This window comes from Pseudonocardia benzenivorans CB1190 (assembly GCF_000196675.2).
Classification (GTDB): domain Bacteria; phylum Actinomycetota; class Actinomycetes; order Mycobacteriales; family Pseudonocardiaceae; genus Pseudonocardia; species Pseudonocardia benzenivorans.
The window spans coordinates 1803492-1824681 of sequence record NC_015312.1 but is presented as its reverse complement, the minus strand read 5'-3'; the positions used below and the strand labels follow the sequence as shown (position 1 = coordinate 1824681).

Here is a 21190-nt window from a genome sequence, read left to right as displayed (position 1 = left end):
CCGGCCGTCCGGCCTGCGCGAGCCCGCCCCTCGCGGTACCAATTGGGGCGATGCTTCCGCCGACCCCGCCGCCGACCGGGAGGACGCCCATGACCGCCACGAATCCCCGGCCCACGGGCGCCGACACCGAGCTCGACGAGGCCTCGTCCGACGAGTTCGACCATGCCCGGACGCTGGCGGTCGACCACGACTGGTTCAAGCGCGCCGTCTTCTACGAGGTGCTCGTCCGCGCGTTCGCCGACTCCAACCGCGACGGCACGGGCGACCTGCGCGGGCTCACCGACAAGCTGGACTACATCCAGTGGCTCGGCGTCGACTGCCTGTGGCTGCCGCCGTTCTACGACTCCCCGCTGCGCGACGGCGGTTACGACATCCGCGACTTCCGCGCGGTGCTGCCGGAGTTCGGCACCGTGGAGGACCTCGTCGTGCTGCTCGACGAGGCCCACAAGCGCGGGATCCGGGTCATCACCGACCTCGTCATGAACCACTGCTCCGACCAGCACCCCTGGTTCGAGGAGTCCCGGCGCAACCCCGACGGGCCCTACGGGGACTTCTTCGTCTGGTCCGACGACGACACCCGCTACGCCGACGCGCGGATCATCTTCGTCGACACCGAGTCGTCGAACTGGACCTACGACCCGGTGCGCGGGCAGTTCTACTGGCACCGCTTCTTCGCCCACCAGCCCGACCTGAACTACGACAACCCGGCCGTGCAGGAGGCGATGCTCGACGTCCTGCGGTTCTGGCTGGACCTGGGCATCGACGGCTTCCGCCTCGACGCGGTCCCCTACCTGTACGAGCGCGAGGGCACCAACTGCGAGAACCTCGCCGAGACCCACGCGTTCCTCAGGCGCTGCCGCAAGGTCCTCGACGACGAGTACCCCGGCCGCGTCATGCTCGCCGAGGCCAACCAGTGGCCGAGCGACGTCGTCGAGTACTTCGGCGACCCGGCCGTCGGCGGCGACGAGTGCCACATGGCCTTCCACTTCCCGCTGATGCCGCGCATCTTCATGGCCGTCCGCCGGGAGAACCGCTTCCCGATCTCGGAGATCCTCGCGCAGACACCGGCGATCCCGTCGGGCGCGCAGTGGGGGATCTTCCTGCGCAACCACGACGAGCTGACGCTCGAGATGGTCACCGACGAAGAGCGCGACTACATGTACTCCGAGTACGCCAAGGACCCGCGGATGAAGGCCAACATCGGCATCCGCAGGCGACTGGCGCCGCTGCTGGAGAACGACCGCAACCAGCTGGAGCTGTTCACCGCGCTGCTGCTGTCGCTGCCGGGGTCGCCCGTCCTGTACTACGGCGACGAGATCGGCATGGGCGACAACATCTGGCTGGGCGACCGCGACGCCGTCCGCAGCCCGATGCAGTGGACTCCCGACCGCAACGCCGGCTTCTCGACGGCCGATCCCGGCAGGCTGTACCTGCCGCCGATCATGGACCCGCTCTACGGGTACCAGGCCGTGAACGTCGAGGCGCAGCTGAACTCGACGACGTCGCTGCTGCACTGGAACCGGCACATGATCGAGATCCGCAAGCGGCACAGCGCCTTCGGCCTCGGCGACTACCACGAGCTCGGCGGCTCGAACCCCTCGGTGCTGGCCTACGTGCGGACCCACCGGGGCGGCTCCCAGGACGGCACCGACGACGTGGTGCTCTGCGTCAACAACATGTCGCGGTTCCCCCAGCCGGTCGAGCTGGACCTGTCGGCATGGCAGGGTTGTCGGCCGCACGAGCTGACCGGCGGGGTCCCGTTCCCGCGGATCGGCGAGCTGCCGTACCTGCTGACACTGCCCGGGCACGGCTTCTACTGGTTCTCGATCACCCCCGAGGAGGAACCCTCGTGACCGAGCTCGCGAGCTCACCGTCCGCCGACCTGGCGGCCCTGCTGGCGGACTGGATTCCGCAGCAGCGCTGGTCCGGCGCGAAGGGCCGTGAGGTCGGCTCCGTGTCCGTCGTCGCGTCGACGCCGTTGCCGATCGAGGGACTCGACGTCGACCACGTGGTCGCCGAGGTCGAGTTCACCGACGGCGGGCCCGCCGCGCACTTCCAGGTACTGGCCGCCTACCGCACCGACGTCGGCGGCGAGCTGGAGCACGCCACCATCGGGGCGCTCGGCGGCCGCATCGTCTACGACGGGCTGTGGGACCCGGCGGTCACGAAGTGGCTGTACGAGGCGGTCCGGAACGGATGCACGGTCGGCGACCTGCGCTTCGTGCCGGAGCCCGGCGTCGAGCTGGCGCCGGGGCCGCCGGGGCGGGTCCTCGGGGTCGAGCAGTCCAACACCTCCGTCGTCTACGGCGAGCGGTCGATCCTCAAGCTGTTCCGGCGCGTCGCCGCCGGCGGCAACCCCGACCTCGAGCTGCACCGCGCGCTGCGGGCCGCGGGCGGGACCGAGGTCGCGACGCTGCAGGGGGCGGTCGAGGGAGTGCTGCACGGCGAGGTGGCCGTGCTCGGGATGCTGCAGGACTACGCGTCGAACTCCGCGGAGGGGTGGGCGATGGCGCTGGCGAGCGTCCGCGACCTGCTCGCGGAGGCGGACCTGCGCGCCGACGAGGTCGGTGGGGACTTCGCCGCGGAGGCCAACCGGCTCGGTCAGACGATCGCCGTGCTGCACGGCGATCTCGCCCGTGCGCTCGGGACGGCCGAGCGCGACACCGCCGAGGTCGCCGCCGCGATGAGGGCACGGCTGACCGTCGCCGCCACCGACGTCCCGGCGCTGGCGCCGCACACCGCCGCCATCCGGGCCGTCTACGACGAGTTCGCGGCACTGCCCGGTCCCCTGCCCGCCCAGCGCGTCCACGGCGACCTGCATCTCGGGCAGGTGCTGCGCACCCCGCTCGGCTGGCTCGTCATCGACTTCGAGGGCGAGCCCGCGACACCGCTGGAGCTGCGGGTGCGGCCGGACTCGCCCCTGCGCGACGTCGCCGGGATGCTCCGGTCCTTCGACTACGCCGCGAACCACCAGCTGCTCGACGCCGACGCGACCGAGCCCGACCCGCAGCGCCAGTGGCGCGCGGCGGAGTGGGCCGAGCGCAACCGGTCCGCCTTTCTCGACGGCTACGCGGTCCGCTCCGAGACCGACCCACGGGCGCAGGCGCTGGTGCTGCGCGCGTACGAGCTGGACAAGGCGGTCTACGAGGTGGTGTACGAGACGCGCAACCGCCCGACGTGGGCGCCCATCCCGCTGAACGCGATCGTGCGCATCCTTGCGCCGTCGACGCCGCGGATTGATTCCGTTCCGTAGCGGATCTCGGCTGTTCGTCACTCTTACGGCAGTGCCGCACACCTATCTCCGCAAGGGGTGTAACACTGCGTGGGCCTTCGGCGCTGAAGGGCCCGGATGTCCGGACGGAGCTCCCCACCGTCCGGCCGCCATGCAGTAGGAGGACGTGTGCACGCTGTTGCCGCCGACGTCGTCGGCGCCGACGTCGCGCTGCCGCACGCCCGCGCGCCGCAGCCCGCCGCCGGGGCGGACGGCTCCCCATCGGGTCGCCACGGCGACCTGACCGACGCCCTGGCGGCGGCCCGCGCGGGCGACGAGAGCGGCTTCGTGACGCTGTACCGCGACCTGCAGCCGCGGCTGCTGCGTTACGCGACGGCGTTGGTCGGCAACGACGCCGAGGACGTCACCGCCGAGACCTGGCTGCAGATCGCCCGCGACCTCCCGCGCTTCACCGGCGACGTCGACGGGTTCCGCGGCTGGGCCAGCGCCATCTGCCGCAACCGCGCGATGGACGTGGCACGGTCACGGTCGCGACGACCGGTGACCCCGACCGACATCGACGTCCTCGCCGAGCGGGCCGGCCCGGACGACGCCGCCGGCTCCGCGCTCGAGGCCATGTCCACCCGTGAGGCCATCGCGCTGATCAGCGAGCTCCCCCAGGACCAGGCCGAGGCGGTGCTGCTGCGCACCGTCGTCGGACTCGACGCGCCCTCCGTCGCGATGGTGCTCGGCAAGCGCCCCGGCGCGGTGCGCGTCGCCGCCCACCGCGGCCTGCGCCGGCTGGCCCGGATGCTCGACGACGGGCAGTCGCCGCGTCGCCTCGACGACGGGCGGGTGTCGCGTGGTTGACCAGCTGAGCCGGTACCCGGGCGGCAGGGACGGCCGGCACGCGGTGCGCGGGAGTAACACTTCCCGCGGCGGCGGCGCTGAACGCCCCGCCATGCCCGAGACGACACCCCTGCTGCCCCCCGACGTGGCCGAGCTGCTCCTCGACGGAGAGCCGGTCGCGCACCCCCTCGCGCCCCTGCTCGCCGCCGCCCGACGCCCGGGCACCGCTCGTGAGCTGGCCGGCGAGGCCGCGGCCCGGCGCGCGTTCGCCGACGCGTCCCCGATCGCGACGCCCGTCGCCCTGCACGACCCGACCCGTCCCGGCCGGCACCGGCGGGCACGGCTCCGCACCATGGTGACCGCCAAGCTCGTCGGCGTCGCGGCGCTGACCCTGACCGCGGGCGGGGTGGCCGTCGCCGCCACCGGGCCGTCCGGAGGCTGGGCCGGTGACGACGACGCCTACGCCGCCGCACCCGCGGACGCGCCACCGAGCCCGCAGGCGGCCGGACGCCCGCCGGCCGCGGGACACGGTGGCCCGACCGTCCCCGACGCCGCCTGCCGGCCCGTGACGGGCGCGGCCATCGCGGAGCTCGGCCCCGGCTGCGCCGACCCCTCCGTGGGCGACGACCACGACGGGCCGGGTGACGCGGGCGACGACGGCGTCGACTCCCCCGGCATCGACCTGCGAGCCTGGACACCCGAGCGGGCGGGCGGCGTGCCGCCGGCCGCGGCCCGCCCCGGCACGCCGGGGACACCGCCGTCGACCGCACCGCCGGCCACCCGGCCGCCGTCGACCCCGCCCCCCTCGACCACGGCGCCGCCCACCCCGCCGACGTCGACCGACCCGTCCGCGCCCACGCCCCGCAGCGGTTCCGGCACCTCAGGTGGGCACGGCAACGGCAACGGCAACGGCAACGGCAAGTCGAAGCCCGAAGGCGCGCAGTCGTCGACGGGTGGGGCCGGTGCCACCTCCGACAACCGCACGACCTCCTCCCGACCGGCGGGCGCACCGCACAACGCGCCCGCCGCACCGGCCACGGGACAGCAGGCGCAGCACTCCTCGTGACCCCTCGATCGCACGGGCGCCCCCGGACCCCTTCCCGGTGGGACCTACCCCGTGCCGGTCGCCGTCCGTGCCTGGACGGCGAGACGTGGCCGTACCACGGACGCCCCCCGACCGCGGTACGGCCACCCGAACGGCGGCCCCTCCCCGGCCAGCGTGACCGCCCGTGGGGCACTACGGTTCACGGGTGGATCGCGAGGACACCAACACCCGGACGATCGGCGCCGGCACCGCCGACTCCCACGCCCCGGACCCCCGCACCGTCGACCGCCTGCTCGGCGGCGCCCACCACAACCCGCACGGCGTGCTCGGCGCGCACCAGGGTCGCGACGGCACCATCGTGCGCACCCTGCGCCCGCACGCCGACGAGGTGTCCGTGCTCCTGCACGGCGACACCGACCGGTCCTTCCCGCTGACCAGGGTCCACGAGGCCGGGCTCTTCTCCGGCATCGTGCCCGGCGAACCCGACGACTACCGCCTCGCCGTCCGCTACGGCGAGGACACCCACGTCGTCGACGAGCCGTACCGCTGGCTCCCCACCCTCGGCGAGGTCGACCTGCACCTCATCGCCGAGGGCCGGCACGAGCGCCTCTGGGACGTCCTGGGCTCGCACGTGCGCACCTACGACACCGCGTCGGGCCAGGTCACCGGCACCAGCTTCGCCGTGTGGGCGCCGACGGCGCAGGGCGTGCGCGTCACCGGCGACTTCGACGGCTGGGCCGGCTGGGCGCATCCCATGCGCTCGCTGGGCAGCTCCGGGGTCTGGGAGCTGTTCGTCCCGGACGTCGGGGTCGGGACCCGGTACAAGTACCGCATCCTCGGCCAGGACGGCCGCTGGCGCGACAAGGCCGACCCGATGGCCTTCGCCACCGAGATCCCGCCGGCGACCGCGTCCGTCGTCACCGCCACGACGCACGAGTGGGGCGACACCGACTGGATGACCGCGCGCGCAGGTCGGCGCCCGCACGCCGAGCCGATGAGCGTCTACGAGATGCACCTCGGTTCCTGGCGGCCCGGGCTCGGCTACCGCGAGCTGGCCCAGGAGCTCGTCGAGTACCTGTCCGAGACGGGCTTCACCCACGTCGAGCTGCTGCCCGTCGCCGAGCACCCGTTCGGCGGGTCGTGGGGCTACCAGGTGACGTCGTACTACGCGCCGACCGCGCGCTTCGGCAGCCCCGACGACTTCCGCTACTTCGTCGACACGCTGCACCAGGCCGGCTACGGCGTCATCGTCGACTGGGTGCCCGCCCACTTCCCGCGCGACGAGTGGGCGCTCGCCCGGTTCGACGGCGGTCCCCTCTACGAGCACGCCGACCCGCGCCGCGGCGAGCAGCCCGACTGGGGCACGCTCGTGTTCGACTTCGGGCGCCGCGAGGTCCGCAACTTCCTCGTCGCCAACGCGCTGTTCTGGTGCGAGGAGTTCCACATCGACGGCCTGCGCGTCGACGCCGTCGCCTCGATGCTCTACCTCGACTACTCCCGCGCCGACGGCCAGTGGCTGCCCAACATCCACGGCGGCCGGGAGAACCTCGACGCCGTCGCGTTCCTGCAGGAGATGAACGCGACGGTCTACCGCAACCACCCGGGCGTCGTCACCATCGCCGAGGAGTCGACGGCGTGGCCCGGCGTCACCCGCCCCACCCACCTCGGCGGCCTGGGATTCGGGTTCAAGTGGAACATGGGCTGGATGCACGACACGCTCGACTACACGGGGCGCGATCCGATACACCGCAGCTACCACCACAACCAGATGACGTTCTCGCTGATGTACGCCTTCAGCGAGAACTACGTGCTCCCGCTCAGCCACGACGAGGTCGTGCACGGCAAGGGATCGCTGTGGACGCGGATGCCCGGTGACGACTGGAACAAGGCCGCGGGCGTGCGCGCGCTGCTGGCGTTCATGTGGGCCCACCCCGGCAAGCAGCTGCTGTTCATGGGCGGGGAGTTCGGGCAGGTCCGGGAATGGTCGGAGCAGCGGCCGCTCGACTGGCACCTGCTCGAGGACCCGCTGCACGGCGGCATCCGCACGCTCCTGGGCGACCTCAACCGCGCCTACCGCAGCCAGCCCGCGCTGTGGGCACTCGACACCACGCCCGCCGGGTTCTCCTGGATCGACGCCAACGACGCCTCCGGCAACGTCCTGAGCTTCCTGCGGATGAGCGGCACCGAGACCGGCGACGACGGCACCCCCAACGTGCTGGCCTGCATCGCCAACTTCTCGGGCACGCCCAACGAGAACTACCGCGTCGGGCTGCCGTTCGCAGGCCGCTGGCGGGAGCTCGTCAACACCGACGCCGAGGCCTACGGCGGGTCCGGCGTGGGCAACCTGGGGTTCGTCGAGGCGGAGCAGCGCAGCTGGCACGGCCGACCCGCCTCCGCGGTGCTGCGGCTGCCCCCGTCCGGCGTGCTCTGGCTCGTCCCCGACAACTCCGGCGGCCCCGTGCACCGGGGGTCGCTCACGGCCGGGGCCCCGCCCGCGCCGACACCGGTCCGCGAGCCCGCGGTCGTCGCGCCGCCGTCCTCCAGCCGTCCGGCCCCGCTGCCCGCCGCCGATCCCGAGGCGGTCAGCGAGGCCCGCGACATCGAGCCTCCGGCACCCGGCCCGGCCGATGCGAACGGCGGACGCGCGGGCACCGGCGCGTCCGGCCCACCCCCGCAGGGGTAGTCCGACCCGACGGCACGGCGTGGCCGGCGGGCGCGGGCCGATCGCGCGCGAGGGCCGTCCCGGCCGGAACCCGCGCGCGCAGGGACAGCCGACCGGGCAGGGTCGCCTGGCGGGCGCAGGCGCGCCGGCACCCGGCCGACCGCACGAGGGCCGCGCAACGGCACGTCCGGCCGGGACCGGCGCCTCCTGCCCACCGCGCGACGACGGCGACCCGACAGCGCCATGTGGCCGGTGGGCGCGCCGCGCCGGCCCCCGGCCGACCGCACGAGGGCCGCGCACCGGCTGCACAACCGTGCGCCCCGGGCACCCGCACTCGCACGCGGACCCCCGGCAGCCGGCGCGGACTGTCGCGTACGCGGGCGGGGTGCCCGGCGGCCGGACCGCAGGAGCTCGGCTCCGACGGGAATCGAGCCAGGGGCGGATCAGCTCGTCGGCGAGGCGGAGGACCGCTCGGCGGGATCGGGCGCCGGTGCGACGGCGTCCGGCGGCGGTACCACTGCTGCGGGGTTCGCCGCGCCCCCGGGAGGCAGGGATGTGTGCGCGCGCCGGGCCGGGGACGCCGACGACCCGGCGAGCAGCGCCACCCAGTAGCTCAGCAGGATCGCGCAATAGAGGGAGCGGCCGAGCGGGGACCACGGGTCGTCGTCGGCCCACAGCGCGCCCCAGGAGACCGGGATGATCGGGAACGCGAGGAGCACCGCCGACACCGGCCGCGTCCACGCCCGCTCACGGCCGAGCGCGATCAGGACGAGCAGGCCCGGCCACAGCAGCAGCAGGTAGTTGTGCCAGGCGATCGGCGCGGTCAGCAGACCCGCGGCGACCACCGCCCAGGGCGCCGTGCCCGCCGGATCCGCGGCGCCGCGCCCGGCCCGGCGCGCGAGCACGACGAGCGTGAGGACCAGTACCAGGACCCCGGCGAGGGTGCCGACCTCGGACGGCACGCCCATCCGCACCGCGACCCCGGGCAGCGCGGCGTTGTCGACGACGTCGGGCACGGGGGCGGTCAGGCCGATCCGCAGCCACTCCAGGCCGCTCGACCAGCCCGCCGGCACGACCCCGATCAGCGTCGCGACGCCCGCACCGACGATCCCGGCGACGCCCGGCCGCCAGCGTCGCTGCACGAAGGGCAACAGCAGGATCGGCGCCAGCGAGGGCTTGAACGCGACCGCCACGCCGTACAGCACGCCCGCGAGCAGCGGGTGTCCACGGCGCTCGGCGATCCAGCCCGCCACGAGCGCGACCAGCAGCAGCCCGTAGATCTGCCCCAGCACCAGGGTTCCGTGCAGCGGCGAGGACAGCAGCAGCGCGACGACCGCGACCGCGGTCCAGCCCTTTCCCAGCCGCAGCTCGCGAGCCACGGCGAGCACCGCCGCGACGATCATCAGCAACGTCAGCAGCGCCCACAGCCGGTACGCGGTCAGCGCCTCGAGCAGCGCGAACGGCGCGAGCAGCACCGACAACACCGGCGGGTTGAGGTTCGTGAGCTTCGCCGGGGTGTGGTAGATGTCGCTGCCCTGCAACAGCGCGACGGCGGAATGCCAGAACGTGTCGAAGTCCGGGTGCAGCTCGCGCATGTCCGGTGACGGGACGAGCCGCAGCAGCACGTCGGGATGGATGACGGTCAGCGCGATCGCGGTGCCCAGCGCCACGAGCACGAGGACGGCCGCCACCGCACGGCCCAGGGGGATCCGGCCGCGAAGGGGCGACGCCGCCGGGGTGCGGCGGGAGCTGACGTCCGACACGACTCCCGACGGTAGCGGGGCACCGGGACGACCTCGCGCACCACTCCCCCACGACGCCTCGTCGACGATCACAATGAACGGGTGGACCGGGCACGGTGGGGGGCACCCGCGCGGATCGAGCGCTGGGGAGCAGCCGTCCGTGCCCCTCGCCGCCGGACCCCCGCGGAGGGCGCGCGGCGAGGCGCGCGCCGAGGCGTGCAGGTCGTCGCGGGGCTGGCGCTGCTGCTGGCAGCGGGCTCGTGCGTCGGTCCCGCGCCGCCCACCACGGCTGCGGTGTCGACGCCGTCGCCCGCACCCGCCACGTCGGTCGATCCCGCGCTCCCGGGCCTCGGTGCCGACGACGTGACCCGCCTGACGGTCGACGCCCTGCAGGACTACTGGCGCCAGGAGTTCCCACGGGCGTTCGGCACGTCGTGGCAGGACGTGCGGACCATCGCCCCCGTCCACGTCGACGCCGCGGACGCGCCACCGCCCCCCTGCGTGGCCAAGGCCTCCGACCTGCGGGGAAACGCCTTCTATTGCCCAGGCGCCGACGCGATCGTCTGGGACGACGACGTCCTCGTGCCCGGCCTGCGGGACAGGTTCGGGCCGGCCGGGGTCGTCGTCGTGCTCGCGCACGAGTTCGGGCACGCCGTCGAGACCCGCCTCGGTGTCGACGCGCTCCAGCGGTCCGACCCCGCCGGTCACCCGACGATCCTGCTCGAGGCCATGGCCGACTGCTTTGCGGGAGCTGCGATCCGGCACTTCGTGGACGCGACCGCCGCCGGCGGCTCCGCGCTGCCACTGGGCACCGTCGAGCGCGACGCGGCCCTGCGTGCGTTGATGACCTTCCGCGACCCGCTCGGCACCCTGGCCGCGGACACCAGCGCGCACGGCAACTCCTTCGACCGGATCTCCGCCGTCGAGGACGGGTACTCCGGCGGGCCGTCGCTGTGTGCGCGGATGACCGTCGAGAACCGCCAGTTCACCCAGCGGCGCTTCGGATCGGCCGCCGACCGGGCCCGCGGTGGCAACCTCCCGCTGAACCGTCTCGTCGCGGCGGTCTCCGGCGACGCGCGCGGCTGGTACGAGCAGCTCGTGGCGGCCCGCGGGGTGCAGGGCTGGCGCGCGCCGGAGCCGCGGTCGGCCCCGCCCTGCCCGGGTGGTGGGGGCGACCAGGGTCCCGTGACGTTCTGCGCCGACGGCGCGATCGTCACCGACCTGAGCCGGCTCGCCGATCTGGAGGACACGTCGGGCGACTTCGCCGGCGCGACGTTGCTCGCCTCCCGGTACGCGCTCGCGGCGCGGGCCGGCGCGGGCCTGTCGACGACGGGATTCGACGCGGGACGATCCGCGCTGTGCCTGACCGGCGCCTACACCGCCCGGCTGGTCGACCCGACCGGCGGGTTCGGTCTCTCCCCCGGCGACCTCGACGAGGCCGTCGGCATCCTCCTCGACCAGGACTGGGCCGAGACCGACGGTGCCGGCACGGTCGATCCCGCGGACCACGGGTTCGACCGCGTCGCCCGCTTCCGCCAGGGGTTCACTGGCGGCCCGGCAACCTGTGGGCTCTGACGCCACGCCCGGGCGGCGACGGCCGGGCCCGACCCCGCCCCCGGCACCGAATTCCGGGGGCGTTCGACCGTCAGAACAGGACGCGGGCCAGTGCGCGACGTGCCGCGGAGACCCGTGCGTCGTCGGCCGGGTACAGCTCGAAGAGCCCGACCAGGTGCTCACGCACCCGGTCGCGGTCCTCACCGAAGGAGCGCCCGGCCGTCTTCACCAGCCGGTCGAACGCCGCCTCGACCCGGTCGGCCGCGACCTCTGCGTCCGCCGCGGCCAGCTGCGCGTCGACGTCGTCGGGCGCCGCGTCGGCCCGCTCGATCGAGGACGGGTCGGCCGCCTCGGCGCGGGCCAGGAAGCGCACCTGGGCCAGCGCCGCAGCTGCCTGCTCGTTGGCGGGCTCGACGTTGAGGATCGCGAGGTAGGCGGCCTCGGCGGCCGGGTAGTCGCCCGCCTCGAGTGCCTCCTCCGCGGCCGTGAACCGCGGGTCCTCGGGCTCCTCCTCGACGACCTCGCCGTCGCCCTCCTGCCCGGCCCGCTCCTCCGCCTGGCGGATGCCGGGCATCTGCGGCCGGAGAGCCTCGAGCAGCGCCGTGATCCACTGGCTGACCTGCGGCTCGGGCAAGGCGCCGTTGAAGCCGTCGATCGGCTGGCCGCCCGCGAGGGCGATGACCATGGGAATCGACTGGACACCGAAGGCCTGCGCGATCCGCGGGTTCGCGTCGACGTCGACCTTCGCGAGGATCCAGGCTCCCTTGCCCTTCGCCGCGAGCCGCTCGAGAACCGGCGAGAGCTGCTTGCAGGGCTGACACCACGAGGCCCACAGATCGACGACGACCGGCACCTGCGTGGACCGGTCGAGCACCTCGGTCTGGAACGTCTGCTCCGTGACGTCGACGACCCAGGCGCCACCACCACCGGCGCCCCCCTGGGTGTCGGCACCCGTGGAGGCAGCCGAGGCCTGGGCCCGGGCGGCCGCTTCGGAGCGTGCCTTCAGAACGGACAGATCGACGGCGCCGGCCATCGCCGACGACATCGCCGCCGACTGGGCCACCTGACGGGGATCGGGACGTGACACGCCTTTCATCCTGGCACGTCCATACCGACGCGGGGGCGCCCGCCCCGGCTCCCGACCTGCGCGGCCGCCACCGCCGGCCCGGCGCGACCTCATCCGCGGGCCCGCGGCCCGTCCACCACACCGCCTCGGCACCACCCGACCGGCCGGCACGTCGGCCAGCGCACGGCTCGCGCACCGGCCGACGGAGCAACACTGCGCCGCGACGCTCGTTGAGCAGACGGGGAGTGCCGACAGTGACGACGTCGCGACGCCGCGTCGTCGTCAGCCGGCGCCGCCACCCGTGGCCGACACCGACCGGAGGATCAGCATGAGCGAGAGCAACGTCGCCGACCGTCTGCTCAGCGAGGCCCGGAAGCGGACCGCGCAGCAGGAGCGGACCGCTGCGGGCCGCGGGAAGCTCGTCCTGGTCGTCGGCATCATCGCCTTCGTCGCGAGCCCGATCTCGCTCGCGGGCTACGTGCTGGGCGTCATCACGATCGGCCTCGGCATCGCGACCATCCGCAAGCCCGAGCACGCGAAGAACGCGAAGATCGCTCTCGCGCTCGGCGTGGCCGCCATCCTCGTGGCGACGTTCTTCTTCACCCTGCGCATCTCCATGCACTGACGCCGGCAGCACCGAGACCGGCAGCACCGAGACCGGCTGCGGACACTCCCGGGCCGGGTGCACCGGTCCGGGATGCGACCGTGGCCGGGAGCGCGCCGTGCCCCGGCGCGTCAGGTCCCGCCGCCGGCCGCTCCGCCGAGCGCCTGCTCGATCCGGTCGACCTTCGCCGTCAGCTGGCCGGAATAGCCGGGACGGATATCGGCCTGGTGGTTTCTACGGAGCGTCGCAACACTCCCATGATCGTTTAGGGGTTGTGTTGTCTTCGACGCGTCGTGTCAAGAAGGGGCCCGGACGGCGGCCTCAGTCGGCCAAGCGCCAGCGCTTCATGGAGCTGCGCGCCCGCGGCTGGAGCATCCAGGCCGCGGCACGGGAGGTCGGCACGTCCCGCACGTCCGGGGCGAACTGGGCCCGCGGCTACAAGACCTACCGCGACGGGCGGGTGGTCGGGTTCGTGGCGCCACTGGATCGCCTCGCCGTGCGCGAGATCAGCTCGCGCTACTTATCCCAGGACGAGCGTTTCCAGATCGCCGACCTGCGCCGGATGGGCTGGAGCATCCGACGCATAGCCGCCCACCTCGGACGCTCACCCTCGACCATCTCCCGCGAGCTGCGCCGCAACGCACGCAACGACGGCGGCTACCGCCCGTTCGACGCCCACCGCCGGGCCGTGGCCCGCCGAGCCCGCCAGCACCGACGCCGTCTGGACACCAACCACGAGCTGCGAGCCCTCGTTGGAGAGCTACTCGCACAGCGGTGGAGCCCTCAGCAGATCTCCCGTCACCTGCGGGCCCGCTTCCCGGAACTCCCGGGCATGCGTCTGTGTCACGAAAGCATCTACCAGGCGATCTATGAGCCCGGGTCCTCTCTCGTCCGGCCCTCAAGGGTGCCGTCGGTGCATCGATCGCCGCTGCGGACCGGGCGCGATCATCGCCGAGCGCACCAGAAGGTCGAGCGGCGCAGGCCCCGCTTCGCGCAGCCGATGCTGACCATCCACCAGCGCCCGTTCCGACCCGAGGACCGGTCCGAGGCCGGGCACTGGGAGGGCGACCTGATCGTGGGCAAGGACCACGGTTCGGCGATCGGCACCCTGGTCGAGCGCACGACTCGCCTGGTCCGGCTGCTACACCTTCCTCAGCGTGACGCACACACGCTGCACCGCGTCCTCGCGATGAGGATGGGCGACCTGCCACCGTCGCTGCTGCGCTCGATCACCTGGGACCAGGGCACCGAGATGGCGAGACACACCGACATCACCGCCACCCTCGCGGTCCCCGTCTACTTCTGCGACGCCCACGCGCCCTGGCAGCGGGGATCGAACGAGAACACCAACGGGCTGCTGCGTCAGTACTTCCCTAAGCGGACCGACCTGAGCATCCACAGCCCGCGGCACCTCAAGGCCGTCGAGAACGAGCTCAACACCCGCCCTCGAATGGTTCTCGCCGACCGCGCTCCCGCCGAGCTGTTCGCTGCGTTGCTAGCCTCTTCGTCCGAGCCATCGTTGCGACGTTGACTGGAACCCGCCCCTTCAGCACGAGGCTCACCCGCGACGACCGCGCCTGCACCGCCTCGACGGCGCGCTTCACCACGTCCATGGCCTCGTCCCAGGTCTCTGCCTCGATCGTCGTGAACATCGAGGTGGTCTCGTGCGGGAGGCCGGACTCCCGGACCACCCGCACCGCCTCCGCCACCACGTCCGCGACGCTGTCCGATCCACCACCGGCCGGGGCCACACTGAATGCGACGAGCATGGCCGCAGCTTGCCGCAGGGGCCCGGCGCGGGCGAGCGCTGCGGCCGCGCCTCACACCCACGAGACGCCCACGGCGCTCGTCCGCCCACCTGGTCGACGCCCCGGCACGCGTGATCGACGCCCTCGCGGGGATCACACTGCTAGCGTCATCCGTCATGGTGGCGCGCGATCGCCTGCCGTTCGACCCGATCGAGCGCGCGGCGGAACTGTGGGAGCAGCGCATCGGTCCGTCGGGGACGATGGCGGCGGTGACCAGCGTCATGCGGGTCCAACAGATCCTCCTCTCGGCGGTCGACGCCGCGCTGCGTCCCCACGGTCTGACCTTCGCCCGGTACGAGGCGCTCGTGCTGCTGTCCTTCGCCAGGCGGCGGAGCCTGCCGATGCGCGTCATGGGTGAGCGCCTGCAGCTGCACCCCACGAGCGTCACCAACATCGTCGACCGGCTGCAGGCCGACGGCCTCGTACGCCGGGTCCCGCACCCGACAGACCGCCGCGCGACTCTCGTCGAGATCACCGAGGACGGCCTGAACCGCCTGGCCGACGCCACGAAGGCGGTCACCGACGACGACTTCGGCCTCCGTGGCCTCGACGCCGACGAGAGCGCCCAGCTCACCCGCCTGCTCGGCCAGGTCCGCCGGGCCGTCGGCGACTTCGACTGACGAGCCCCGACCGCGCTCCTCATCGCCGCCCCCGCCTGGTCCCGTCCGACCGCCGGGCCTGCACATCGTGCGGTCGGGTGTGCCCGGGACCGAGGCCGGGCCACGCGCGCATCGTGCGGCGCCTCCCCCGTCTGCGCCGAGCGGCGTGGGCCCGACCCGCGCCGTAGCCCGCGACACCGCCCCCGACCGATCCGGCGACAACACACAACGAACACGTCGTCACATCCACGGCAACTCCTCGCCCCCACCAGCACTGCGACCACGACCGAACAGGCTCGTGAACACCTGTCGACTCAACGCTGTTGACACTAGCCCCGGGCACCGACAAGATCGGCGTCGTGGACGTCGAACGGATCGCCGGCACGCTGCGGTCGGAGCGGCTCGCCCGCAGCTGGTCGCTGTCGGACGCGGCGCGCGAGCTGGGAGCGGTCGCCGCCCGGCAGGGCCGGGTCGCGGGGTCGCCCGCCAGCCTGCGGACGCAGCTCTCGCGCTGGGAGAACGGCCGCGTGGCGCCGGACGCCTCGTCGCTCGCCCTGCTCGCCGAGCTGTTCGAACGGCCGGACCTCGCGGCGACGCAGGCCGGGCACGAGGAGGAAGGCTCGGGAGCGGCGCGGCTGCGCTCCGCGGTCGCCCGCGCGGCTGCCGTGGACGACGACGCGGTCGAGGCGCTGCGGGCGCAGATCGTCGCACACACCGGCCTGGACGGGACGCTGGGGGCCGCCGGGGCGGGCGCCGTCGTCGCGGCACAGCTCGAGCACCTCGCCGACACGGTCGCCCACACGTGTGACCCCGCCCGACGGCGGGTGGTCACCGGTCTGCTGTGCGAGGTCGCCCTGCTGGGCGGCTGGCAGGCCTTCGACCAGGACGCACTCGACGTCGCCCACCGCCGGCACCGCACGGCCCACGACGCGGCCCGCCTCGCGGGCGACGACGTCTCGGCGGGTCAGGCCCTCGCGGGCCAGTCGGCGGCGTTGCTCGCCGCGGGCCTTCCGCAGGAGGCCGAAGCGGTCCTGCGCGACGGCCCCGCCGGCGGTCCGGGAGCGGCCTGGGTCCGGATCGCGCGAGCGCAGCTGCGAGCCGCGACCGGGGATTCGGCCGGCGCAGCGACGCTGTTCGACGCGGCCGCCGACGCGGCGGGCGCCCACCGCGGCGCCGTCACCGACGTCGTCTGGCCACCCGTTGCGAGGATCCGCGACGCGACCCTGGCCGCGCACGACGACCGGGCCCTGGACGGCTTGCGCGAGACGGTCGAGGATCCCGACCTGCCCGCGCGCGACCGGGCACGGCTACGTGCGCAGCTCGCGCTCGCCCTGCTCGCCAGGGGGGCCCGCGACGAGGCCGCGGAGCAGGCCCGGCGGGCCCGGGCACTGGCCGACGGGATCGGGTCGCACCGGGTCGGACGGCTGCTCACGCAGGACACCCGATGACCGGCGCACCGAGGTCGAGCAGCCGTCGTCAGCCGGGCTGCGAGCCCAGCGCCTCGATGAGCCGGTCGGCCGCCGCGTACGGGTCGAGCTCACCCCGCCCGACCTGCTCGGCCAGTCGCGGCAGCATCTCCGATCCGCCGAGGTCGCCGATCCGGTCCTGGATCGTCCGGAGGGCGACGGCCTGGATCTCGGCCTCCGCCCGACGCCTGCGGCGGCGAGCACCCTCGCCGCTGCGTTCCAGCCATTCGGCGTGGGCGTCGATGGCGTCGAGCAGTTCGTCGACGCCCTCGCCCCGCGCGGCGACCGTCCGCACGATGGGCCGGGTCCAGGCCTCCTCGCCGGAGCCACCGTCCCGCGCCGCGAGCGAGGCCATGTACCGCAGGTCGCGGACCGTCTGGGCGGCGCCGTCACGATCGGCCTTGTTCACCACGAGGACGTCGGCGATCTCGAGGATCCCCGCCTTAGCGGCCTGGATGCCGTCGCCCATCCCGGGTGCGAGCAGGACGACGGTCGTGTCCGCCAGCGAGACGACCTCGATCTCGGACTGGCCGACGCCGACGGTCTCGATGAGCACCACGTCGCAACCCGCGGCGTCCAGCACCCGCAGCGCCTGCGGGGTCGACCAGGCGAGACCGCCGAGCTTCCCGCGGGTGGCCATCGACCGGATGAACACGCCGTCGTCCGTGGCGTGCTCGCTCATGCGGACGCGGTCGCCGAGCAGCGCACCGCCGGAGAAGGGCGACGACGGATCGACGGCGAGCACGCCGACGCGGCGGTCCTTGGCCCGCAGCGCCGCGACGAGCGCCGACGTCGATGTGGACTTGCCGACGCCGGGGGCGCCCGTCAGCCCGACGATCTGCGCCCGCCCGGTGTACGGGGTCAGCGCCTCGACGACCTCACGCAGCTGTGGCCCGTCGTTCTCGACCATCGAGATCAGCAGGGCGACGGCCCGCGCCTCGCCGCGCCGTGCGCGCGTGACGAGGTCCGCGGGGTCGTGTCGTGGACTCATGGGGCTTGCCGTGAACGCGGCCGCCGGCGGGCCGGAGCGGTCCGGACGGTCAGGAGGCCGCCGGAACGCGCAGGATCAGGGCGTCGCCCTGGCCGCCGCCACCGCACAGCGCCGCGGCACCCACACCGCCTCCACGGCGGCGCAGCTCCAGCGCCAGGTGGAGTGCGATGCGAGCGCCCGACATGCCGATCGGGTGGCCCAGCGCGATCGCTCCGCCGTTGACGTTGACGATGTCCTCGGACACGCCGAGCTTGCGGGTCGAGACGACGCCCACCGCCGCGAACGCCTCGTTGATCTCGATGAGGTCGAGGTCCGTCGGCTCGATGCCGTCCTTGTCGCAGGCCTTCGCAATGGCGTTCGCGGGCTGCTCGTGGAGGCTGGCGTCGGGGCCGGCGACGACACCGTGCGCGCCGATCTCGGCGAGCCAGGCCAGGCCCAGCTCCTCGGCCTTGGCCTTGCTCATCACCACGACGGCGGCGGCACCGTCGGAGATCTGCGACGACGAACCCGCCGTGATCGTCCCGTCGGAGGAGAACGCGGGGCGCAGCTTTCCGAGGCTCTCGACCGTCGTCTCGGCGCGAATGCCCTCGTCCGTGGTGAACGAGACGGGGTCACCCTTGCGCTGCGGGATCTGGACGGGCGTGATCTCCTCGGCGAAGATCCCGTCCATGGTCGCCTTGGCCGCGCGCTGGTGCGACCGCGCGGCGAACTCGTCCTGGTCGGCGCGGGAGAGCTCGTAGCGCGCGTTGTACTTCTCGGTCGACGCGCCCATGGCGACCTGGTCGAACGCGCAGAACAGACCGTCGAGCGACATGTGGTCCTGCATGGTGACGTCGCCGAAGCGGAAGCCCTCGCGCGACTTGGGGAGCAGGTGCGGCGCCTGGGTCATCGACTCCTGGCCGCCGGCGACGACCACGTCGAACTCCCCGGCCCGGATGAGCTGGTCGGCGAGTGCGATGGCATCGATCCCGGAGAGGCAGACCTTGTTGATCGTCAGCGCCGGGACATCCATCGGAATGCCTGCGGCGGCCGCGGCCTGGCGCGCCGGGATCTGCCCGGCACCCGCGGTCAAGACCTGGCCCATGATCACGTAGTCGACGGCGTCCGGGGCGACCCCGGCACGCTCCAGGGCGGCCTTGATCGCGATGCCGCCCAGTTGGGCGCCAGAGAAGCCCTTGAGCGAACCGAGCATGCGCCCCATCGGGGTGCGGGCACCGGCGACGATCACGGATCCGGACACGAAGACCTCCAGCGACAGCGGCGAAGTTTCCCGGGGGACGACGGCCGAGCGACCGGCCACTTGCGCGCCGCCCGGCGCGGACGACCCCCGCCCCCGGCGACCGGACCGGGGCGCGACCAGCAGCCCGGCGACAGAGACTCCGCTCGACAATACCTGCGTCGCACCGAGTCCGTACCTGACGAACAGGAGGATCCGATGAGACCCCCGACACGCGGGTGCGGCGGTTACATTCCCAGGTCATGACAGCAGACAACGCCGGTCTGGGCGCCCTGGTGACCGCGGTCGACCACGTCGGTATCGCCGTCGCGGACCTCGACGAAGCGATCGCCTGGTACCGCGACACGCTGGGCCTGGAGGCCGTCCACGTCGAGACGAACGAGGAGCAGGGCGTCCGCGAGGCGATGCTCGCGGCTCCGGGCGATTCCGGTGCGCAGGTCCAGCTCCTGGCGCCGCTCGACGAGACGTCGACGATCGCGAAGTTCATCGACCGCAACGGTCCCGGCATCCAGCAGTTGGCCTACCGGGTGTCCGACATCGACGCGGCAGGCGCCGCGCTGCGCGCGAAGGGGCTTCGCCTGCTCTACGACGAGCCCCGCAACGGGACCGCGGGATCCCGCGTGAACTTCGTGCATCCCAAGGACGCGGGCGGCGTCCTCGTCGAGCTCGTCGAGCCCGCGGCGGACGCGCACCACTGAGCCTGGCCGGCGGCCGACCGGTTGACGCCGGGACCGTCGACGCCGGCACGCACATTCACGCGGCCCCGTGAGCCTCCCCGGCCGGCCACACCGCCCCGCGACGACCTCCGCCGTCGCGGGGCGCGCTGCACAGCGGTCTCGGGTAGGCCTGCGCAACGGTCGACGTGGCGTGGACCACCTCTGGGGGCCGTCTCTGCCCGGCCCGGTTGTCGATTGGCATAGTTAACAGTAGCTTCGGGATATCAAGCGGCGGACGCATGCCGTCCGACGGACACGACTCAGCCAGCGGAGGCAGGCCGTGGAGCAGATTCTCGAGGCGGTTCTCGCCGAGCAGTACGACGCCGTGGGCGCGCTGCCGGTGCCGGACCACTACCGCGCCGTGACCGTCCACAAGGACGAGCAGACGATGTTCGAGGGCATCGCCACCCGCGACAAGGACCCTCGCAAGAGCCTGCACGTCGAGAACGTCGCGACCCCGGAGCTCGGTCCGGGGGAGGCACTCGTCGCCGTCATGGCCAGCGCGATCAACTACAACACGGTCTGGACCTCGATCTTCGAACCGGTTCCGACCTTCGGCTTCCTCGAGCGCTACGGGCGCACCTCGCCGCTGGCCGCCCGGCACGACCTGCCCTACCACGTCGTCGGCTCCGACCTCGCCGGCGTCGTCGTGCGCACGGGCCCGGGGGTGAACGCCTGGAAGCCCGGCGACCGCGTCGTCGCGCACTGTCTGTCGGTCGAGCTGGAGAGCCCCGACGGCCACAGCGACACGATGATGGACCCCGAGCAGCGCATCTGGGGTTTCGAGACCAACTTCGGCGGCCTCGCCGACCTGGCGCTCGTGAAGTCCAACCAGCTCATGCCGATGCCCGACCATCTGAGCTGGGAGGAGGCGGCGAGCCCCGGCCTGGTCAACTCCACGGCCTACCGGCAGCTCGTCTCGCGCAACGGCGCGGACATGAAGCAGGGCGACACCGTCCTGATCTGGGGCGCCTCGGGTGGCCTCGGCTCCTACGCGACGCAGTTCGCGCTCAACGGCGGCGCCACCCCGGTGTGCGTGGTCTCCTCACCGGAGAAGGCGGAGATCTGCCGGCGTATGGGCGCGGAGCTGGTCATCGACCGCAACGCCGAGGGCTACCGCTTCTGGAAGGACGAGCACTCCCAGGACCAGAAGGAGTGGCGTCGCTTCGGGAAGAAGATCCGTGAGCTCACCGGCGGCGACGACCCCGACATCGTGTTCGAGCACCCCGGCCGCGAGACCTTCGGCGCCAGTGTCTACGTCGCACGCAAGGGCGGGACGATCGTCACGTGCGCCTCGACGTCGGGCTATGAGCACCAGTACGACAACCGCTACCTGTGGATGAACCTCAAGCGCATCGTCGGCTCGCACTTCGCGAACTACCGCGAGGCGTGGGAGGCGAACCGGCTGGTCGCGAAGGGCCTCGTGCACCCGACGGTCTCGCGCGTGTACCCGCTCGCCGAGACCGGGCAGGCCGCGCTCGACGTCCATCACAACCTGCACCAGGGCAAGGTCGGGGTGCTGTGCCTCGCGCCCGAGGAGGGCCTGGGTGTCGTGAACCACGAGAAGCGCGCCCAGCACATCGACGCGATCAACCGCTTCCGCGGCATCTGACACGCGGGCGGCGGCTCAGCGGTAGCGG

17 protein-coding genes are annotated in these 21190 nt (G+C 73.5%); 12 read left to right on the top strand and 5 right to left on the bottom strand.

The window, feature by feature from the left end:
• The first annotated feature begins 89 nt into the window (after window positions 1-89).
• The 5 genes from treS to glgB all read left to right on the top strand — a co-directional run bounded on the left by treS (window position 90) and on the right by glgB (window position 7788).
• Window positions 90-1853 carry a maltose alpha-D-glucosyltransferase gene (treS, locus tag PSED_RS08790; protein WP_013673895.1) on the top strand — a complete coding sequence of 588 codons (1764 nt, stop codon included), beginning with the start codon at window positions 90-92 and terminating at the stop codon, window positions 1851-1853.
• Window positions 1850-3253 (top strand): maltokinase N-terminal cap-like domain-containing protein, encoded by a 1404-nt coding sequence (locus PSED_RS08785; protein WP_013673894.1) that lies wholly within the window; start codon window positions 1850-1852, stop codon window positions 3251-3253. The genes treS and PSED_RS08785 overlap by 4 nt, the downstream gene beginning before the upstream one ends.
• A gap of 147 nt (window positions 3254-3400) precedes the next feature.
• On the top strand, window positions 3401-4081 hold the full coding sequence (locus PSED_RS08780) for an RNA polymerase sigma factor (RefSeq protein ID WP_013673893.1): 681 nt from the start codon (window positions 3401-3403) through the stop codon (window positions 4079-4081).
• A 91-nt stretch (window positions 4082-4172) separates the two neighbouring features.
• Window positions 4173-5126, top strand: coding sequence for a hypothetical protein (locus PSED_RS08775; protein WP_013673892.1), 954 nt, complete (start codon window positions 4173-4175; stop codon window positions 5124-5126).
• Between the two features lie 184 nt (window positions 5127-5310).
• Window positions 5311-7788, top strand: coding sequence for a 1,4-alpha-glucan branching protein GlgB (gene glgB / locus PSED_RS08770; protein ID WP_407692845.1), 2478 nt, complete (start codon window positions 5311-5313; stop codon window positions 7786-7788).
• A gap of 422 nt (window positions 7789-8210) precedes the next feature.
• Here glgB and PSED_RS08765 read toward each other — a convergent pair whose 3' ends face one another.
• The gene (locus PSED_RS08765) at window positions 8211-9530 is read right to left on the bottom strand and encodes a glycosyltransferase family 87 protein (protein ID WP_013673890.1); all 1320 of its coding nucleotides are present in this window, start codon (window positions 9528-9530) and stop codon (window positions 8211-8213) included.
• A 195-nt stretch (window positions 9531-9725) separates the two neighbouring features.
• On the opposite strand from PSED_RS08765, the gene PSED_RS08760 reads away from it, so the two are divergent.
• A complete protein-coding gene (locus tag PSED_RS08760; protein ID WP_013673889.1) occupies window positions 9726-11084 on the top strand; it encodes a neutral zinc metallopeptidase in 1359 nt (452 codons plus the stop codon).
• Window positions 11085-11154: 70 nt separating this feature from the next.
• Here PSED_RS08760 and PSED_RS08755 read toward each other — a convergent pair whose 3' ends face one another.
• Entirely contained in the window at window positions 11155-12159 is a 1005-nt protein-coding gene (locus tag PSED_RS08755; protein ID WP_233899360.1) for a tetratricopeptide repeat protein, read from the bottom strand.
• Window positions 12160-12457: 298 nt separating this feature from the next.
• On the opposite strand from PSED_RS08755, the gene PSED_RS08750 reads away from it, so the two are divergent.
• Both PSED_RS08750 and PSED_RS08745 read left to right on the top strand, forming a co-directional pair.
• Window positions 12458-12754 carry a hypothetical protein gene (locus PSED_RS08750; protein WP_013673887.1) on the top strand — a complete coding sequence of 99 codons (297 nt, stop codon included), beginning with the start codon at window positions 12458-12460 and terminating at the stop codon, window positions 12752-12754.
• A 325-nt stretch (window positions 12755-13079) separates the two neighbouring features.
• On the top strand, window positions 13080-14264 hold the full coding sequence (locus tag PSED_RS08745) for an IS30 family transposase (protein ID WP_013672281.1): 1185 nt from the start codon (window positions 13080-13082) through the stop codon (window positions 14262-14264).
• On the opposite strand, the gene PSED_RS08740 is transcribed toward PSED_RS08745, so the two are convergent.
• A complete protein-coding gene (locus tag PSED_RS08740) occupies window positions 14167-14502 on the bottom strand; it encodes a thiamine-binding protein (protein ID WP_013673886.1) in 336 nt (111 codons plus the stop codon). The genes PSED_RS08745 and PSED_RS08740 overlap by 98 nt on opposite strands.
• Before the next feature lie 155 nt (window positions 14503-14657).
• On the opposite strand from PSED_RS08740, the gene PSED_RS08735 reads away from it, so the two are divergent.
• Both PSED_RS08735 and PSED_RS08730 read left to right on the top strand, forming a co-directional pair.
• Window positions 14658-15161 (top strand): MarR family winged helix-turn-helix transcriptional regulator, encoded by a 504-nt coding sequence (locus PSED_RS08735; RefSeq protein ID WP_041760758.1) that lies wholly within the window; start codon window positions 14658-14660, stop codon window positions 15159-15161.
• A 302-nt stretch (window positions 15162-15463) separates the two neighbouring features.
• Window positions 15464-16588 carry a helix-turn-helix domain-containing protein gene (locus tag PSED_RS08730; RefSeq protein ID WP_013673884.1) on the top strand — a complete coding sequence of 375 codons (1125 nt, stop codon included), beginning with the start codon at window positions 15464-15466 and terminating at the stop codon, window positions 16586-16588.
• A 28-nt stretch (window positions 16589-16616) separates the two neighbouring features.
• Here the strand turns inward: PSED_RS08730 and meaB are convergent, their stop codons facing one another.
• Window positions 16617-17597, bottom strand: coding sequence for a methylmalonyl Co-A mutase-associated GTPase MeaB (meaB, locus tag PSED_RS08725; protein WP_013673883.1), 981 nt, complete (start codon window positions 17595-17597; stop codon window positions 16617-16619).
• A 49-nt stretch (window positions 17598-17646) separates the two neighbouring features.
• Window positions 17647-18837, bottom strand: coding sequence for an acetyl-CoA C-acetyltransferase (locus PSED_RS08720; protein WP_013673882.1), 1191 nt, complete (start codon window positions 18835-18837; stop codon window positions 17647-17649).
• Between the two features lie 239 nt (window positions 18838-19076).
• On the opposite strand from PSED_RS08720, the gene mce reads away from it, so the two are divergent.
• Together mce and ccrA are read left to right on the top strand one after the other, a co-directional pair.
• Window positions 19077-19532 carry a methylmalonyl-CoA epimerase gene (gene mce, locus PSED_RS08715; RefSeq protein WP_013673881.1) on the top strand — a complete coding sequence of 152 codons (456 nt, stop codon included), beginning with the start codon at window positions 19077-19079 and terminating at the stop codon, window positions 19530-19532.
• Between the two features lie 298 nt (window positions 19533-19830).
• Complete coding sequence (gene ccrA / locus PSED_RS08710; RefSeq protein ID WP_013673880.1) at window positions 19831-21162, top strand: crotonyl-CoA carboxylase/reductase; 1332 nt, start codon at window positions 19831-19833, stop codon at window positions 21160-21162.
• Window positions 21163-21190 lie beyond the last annotated feature (28 nt).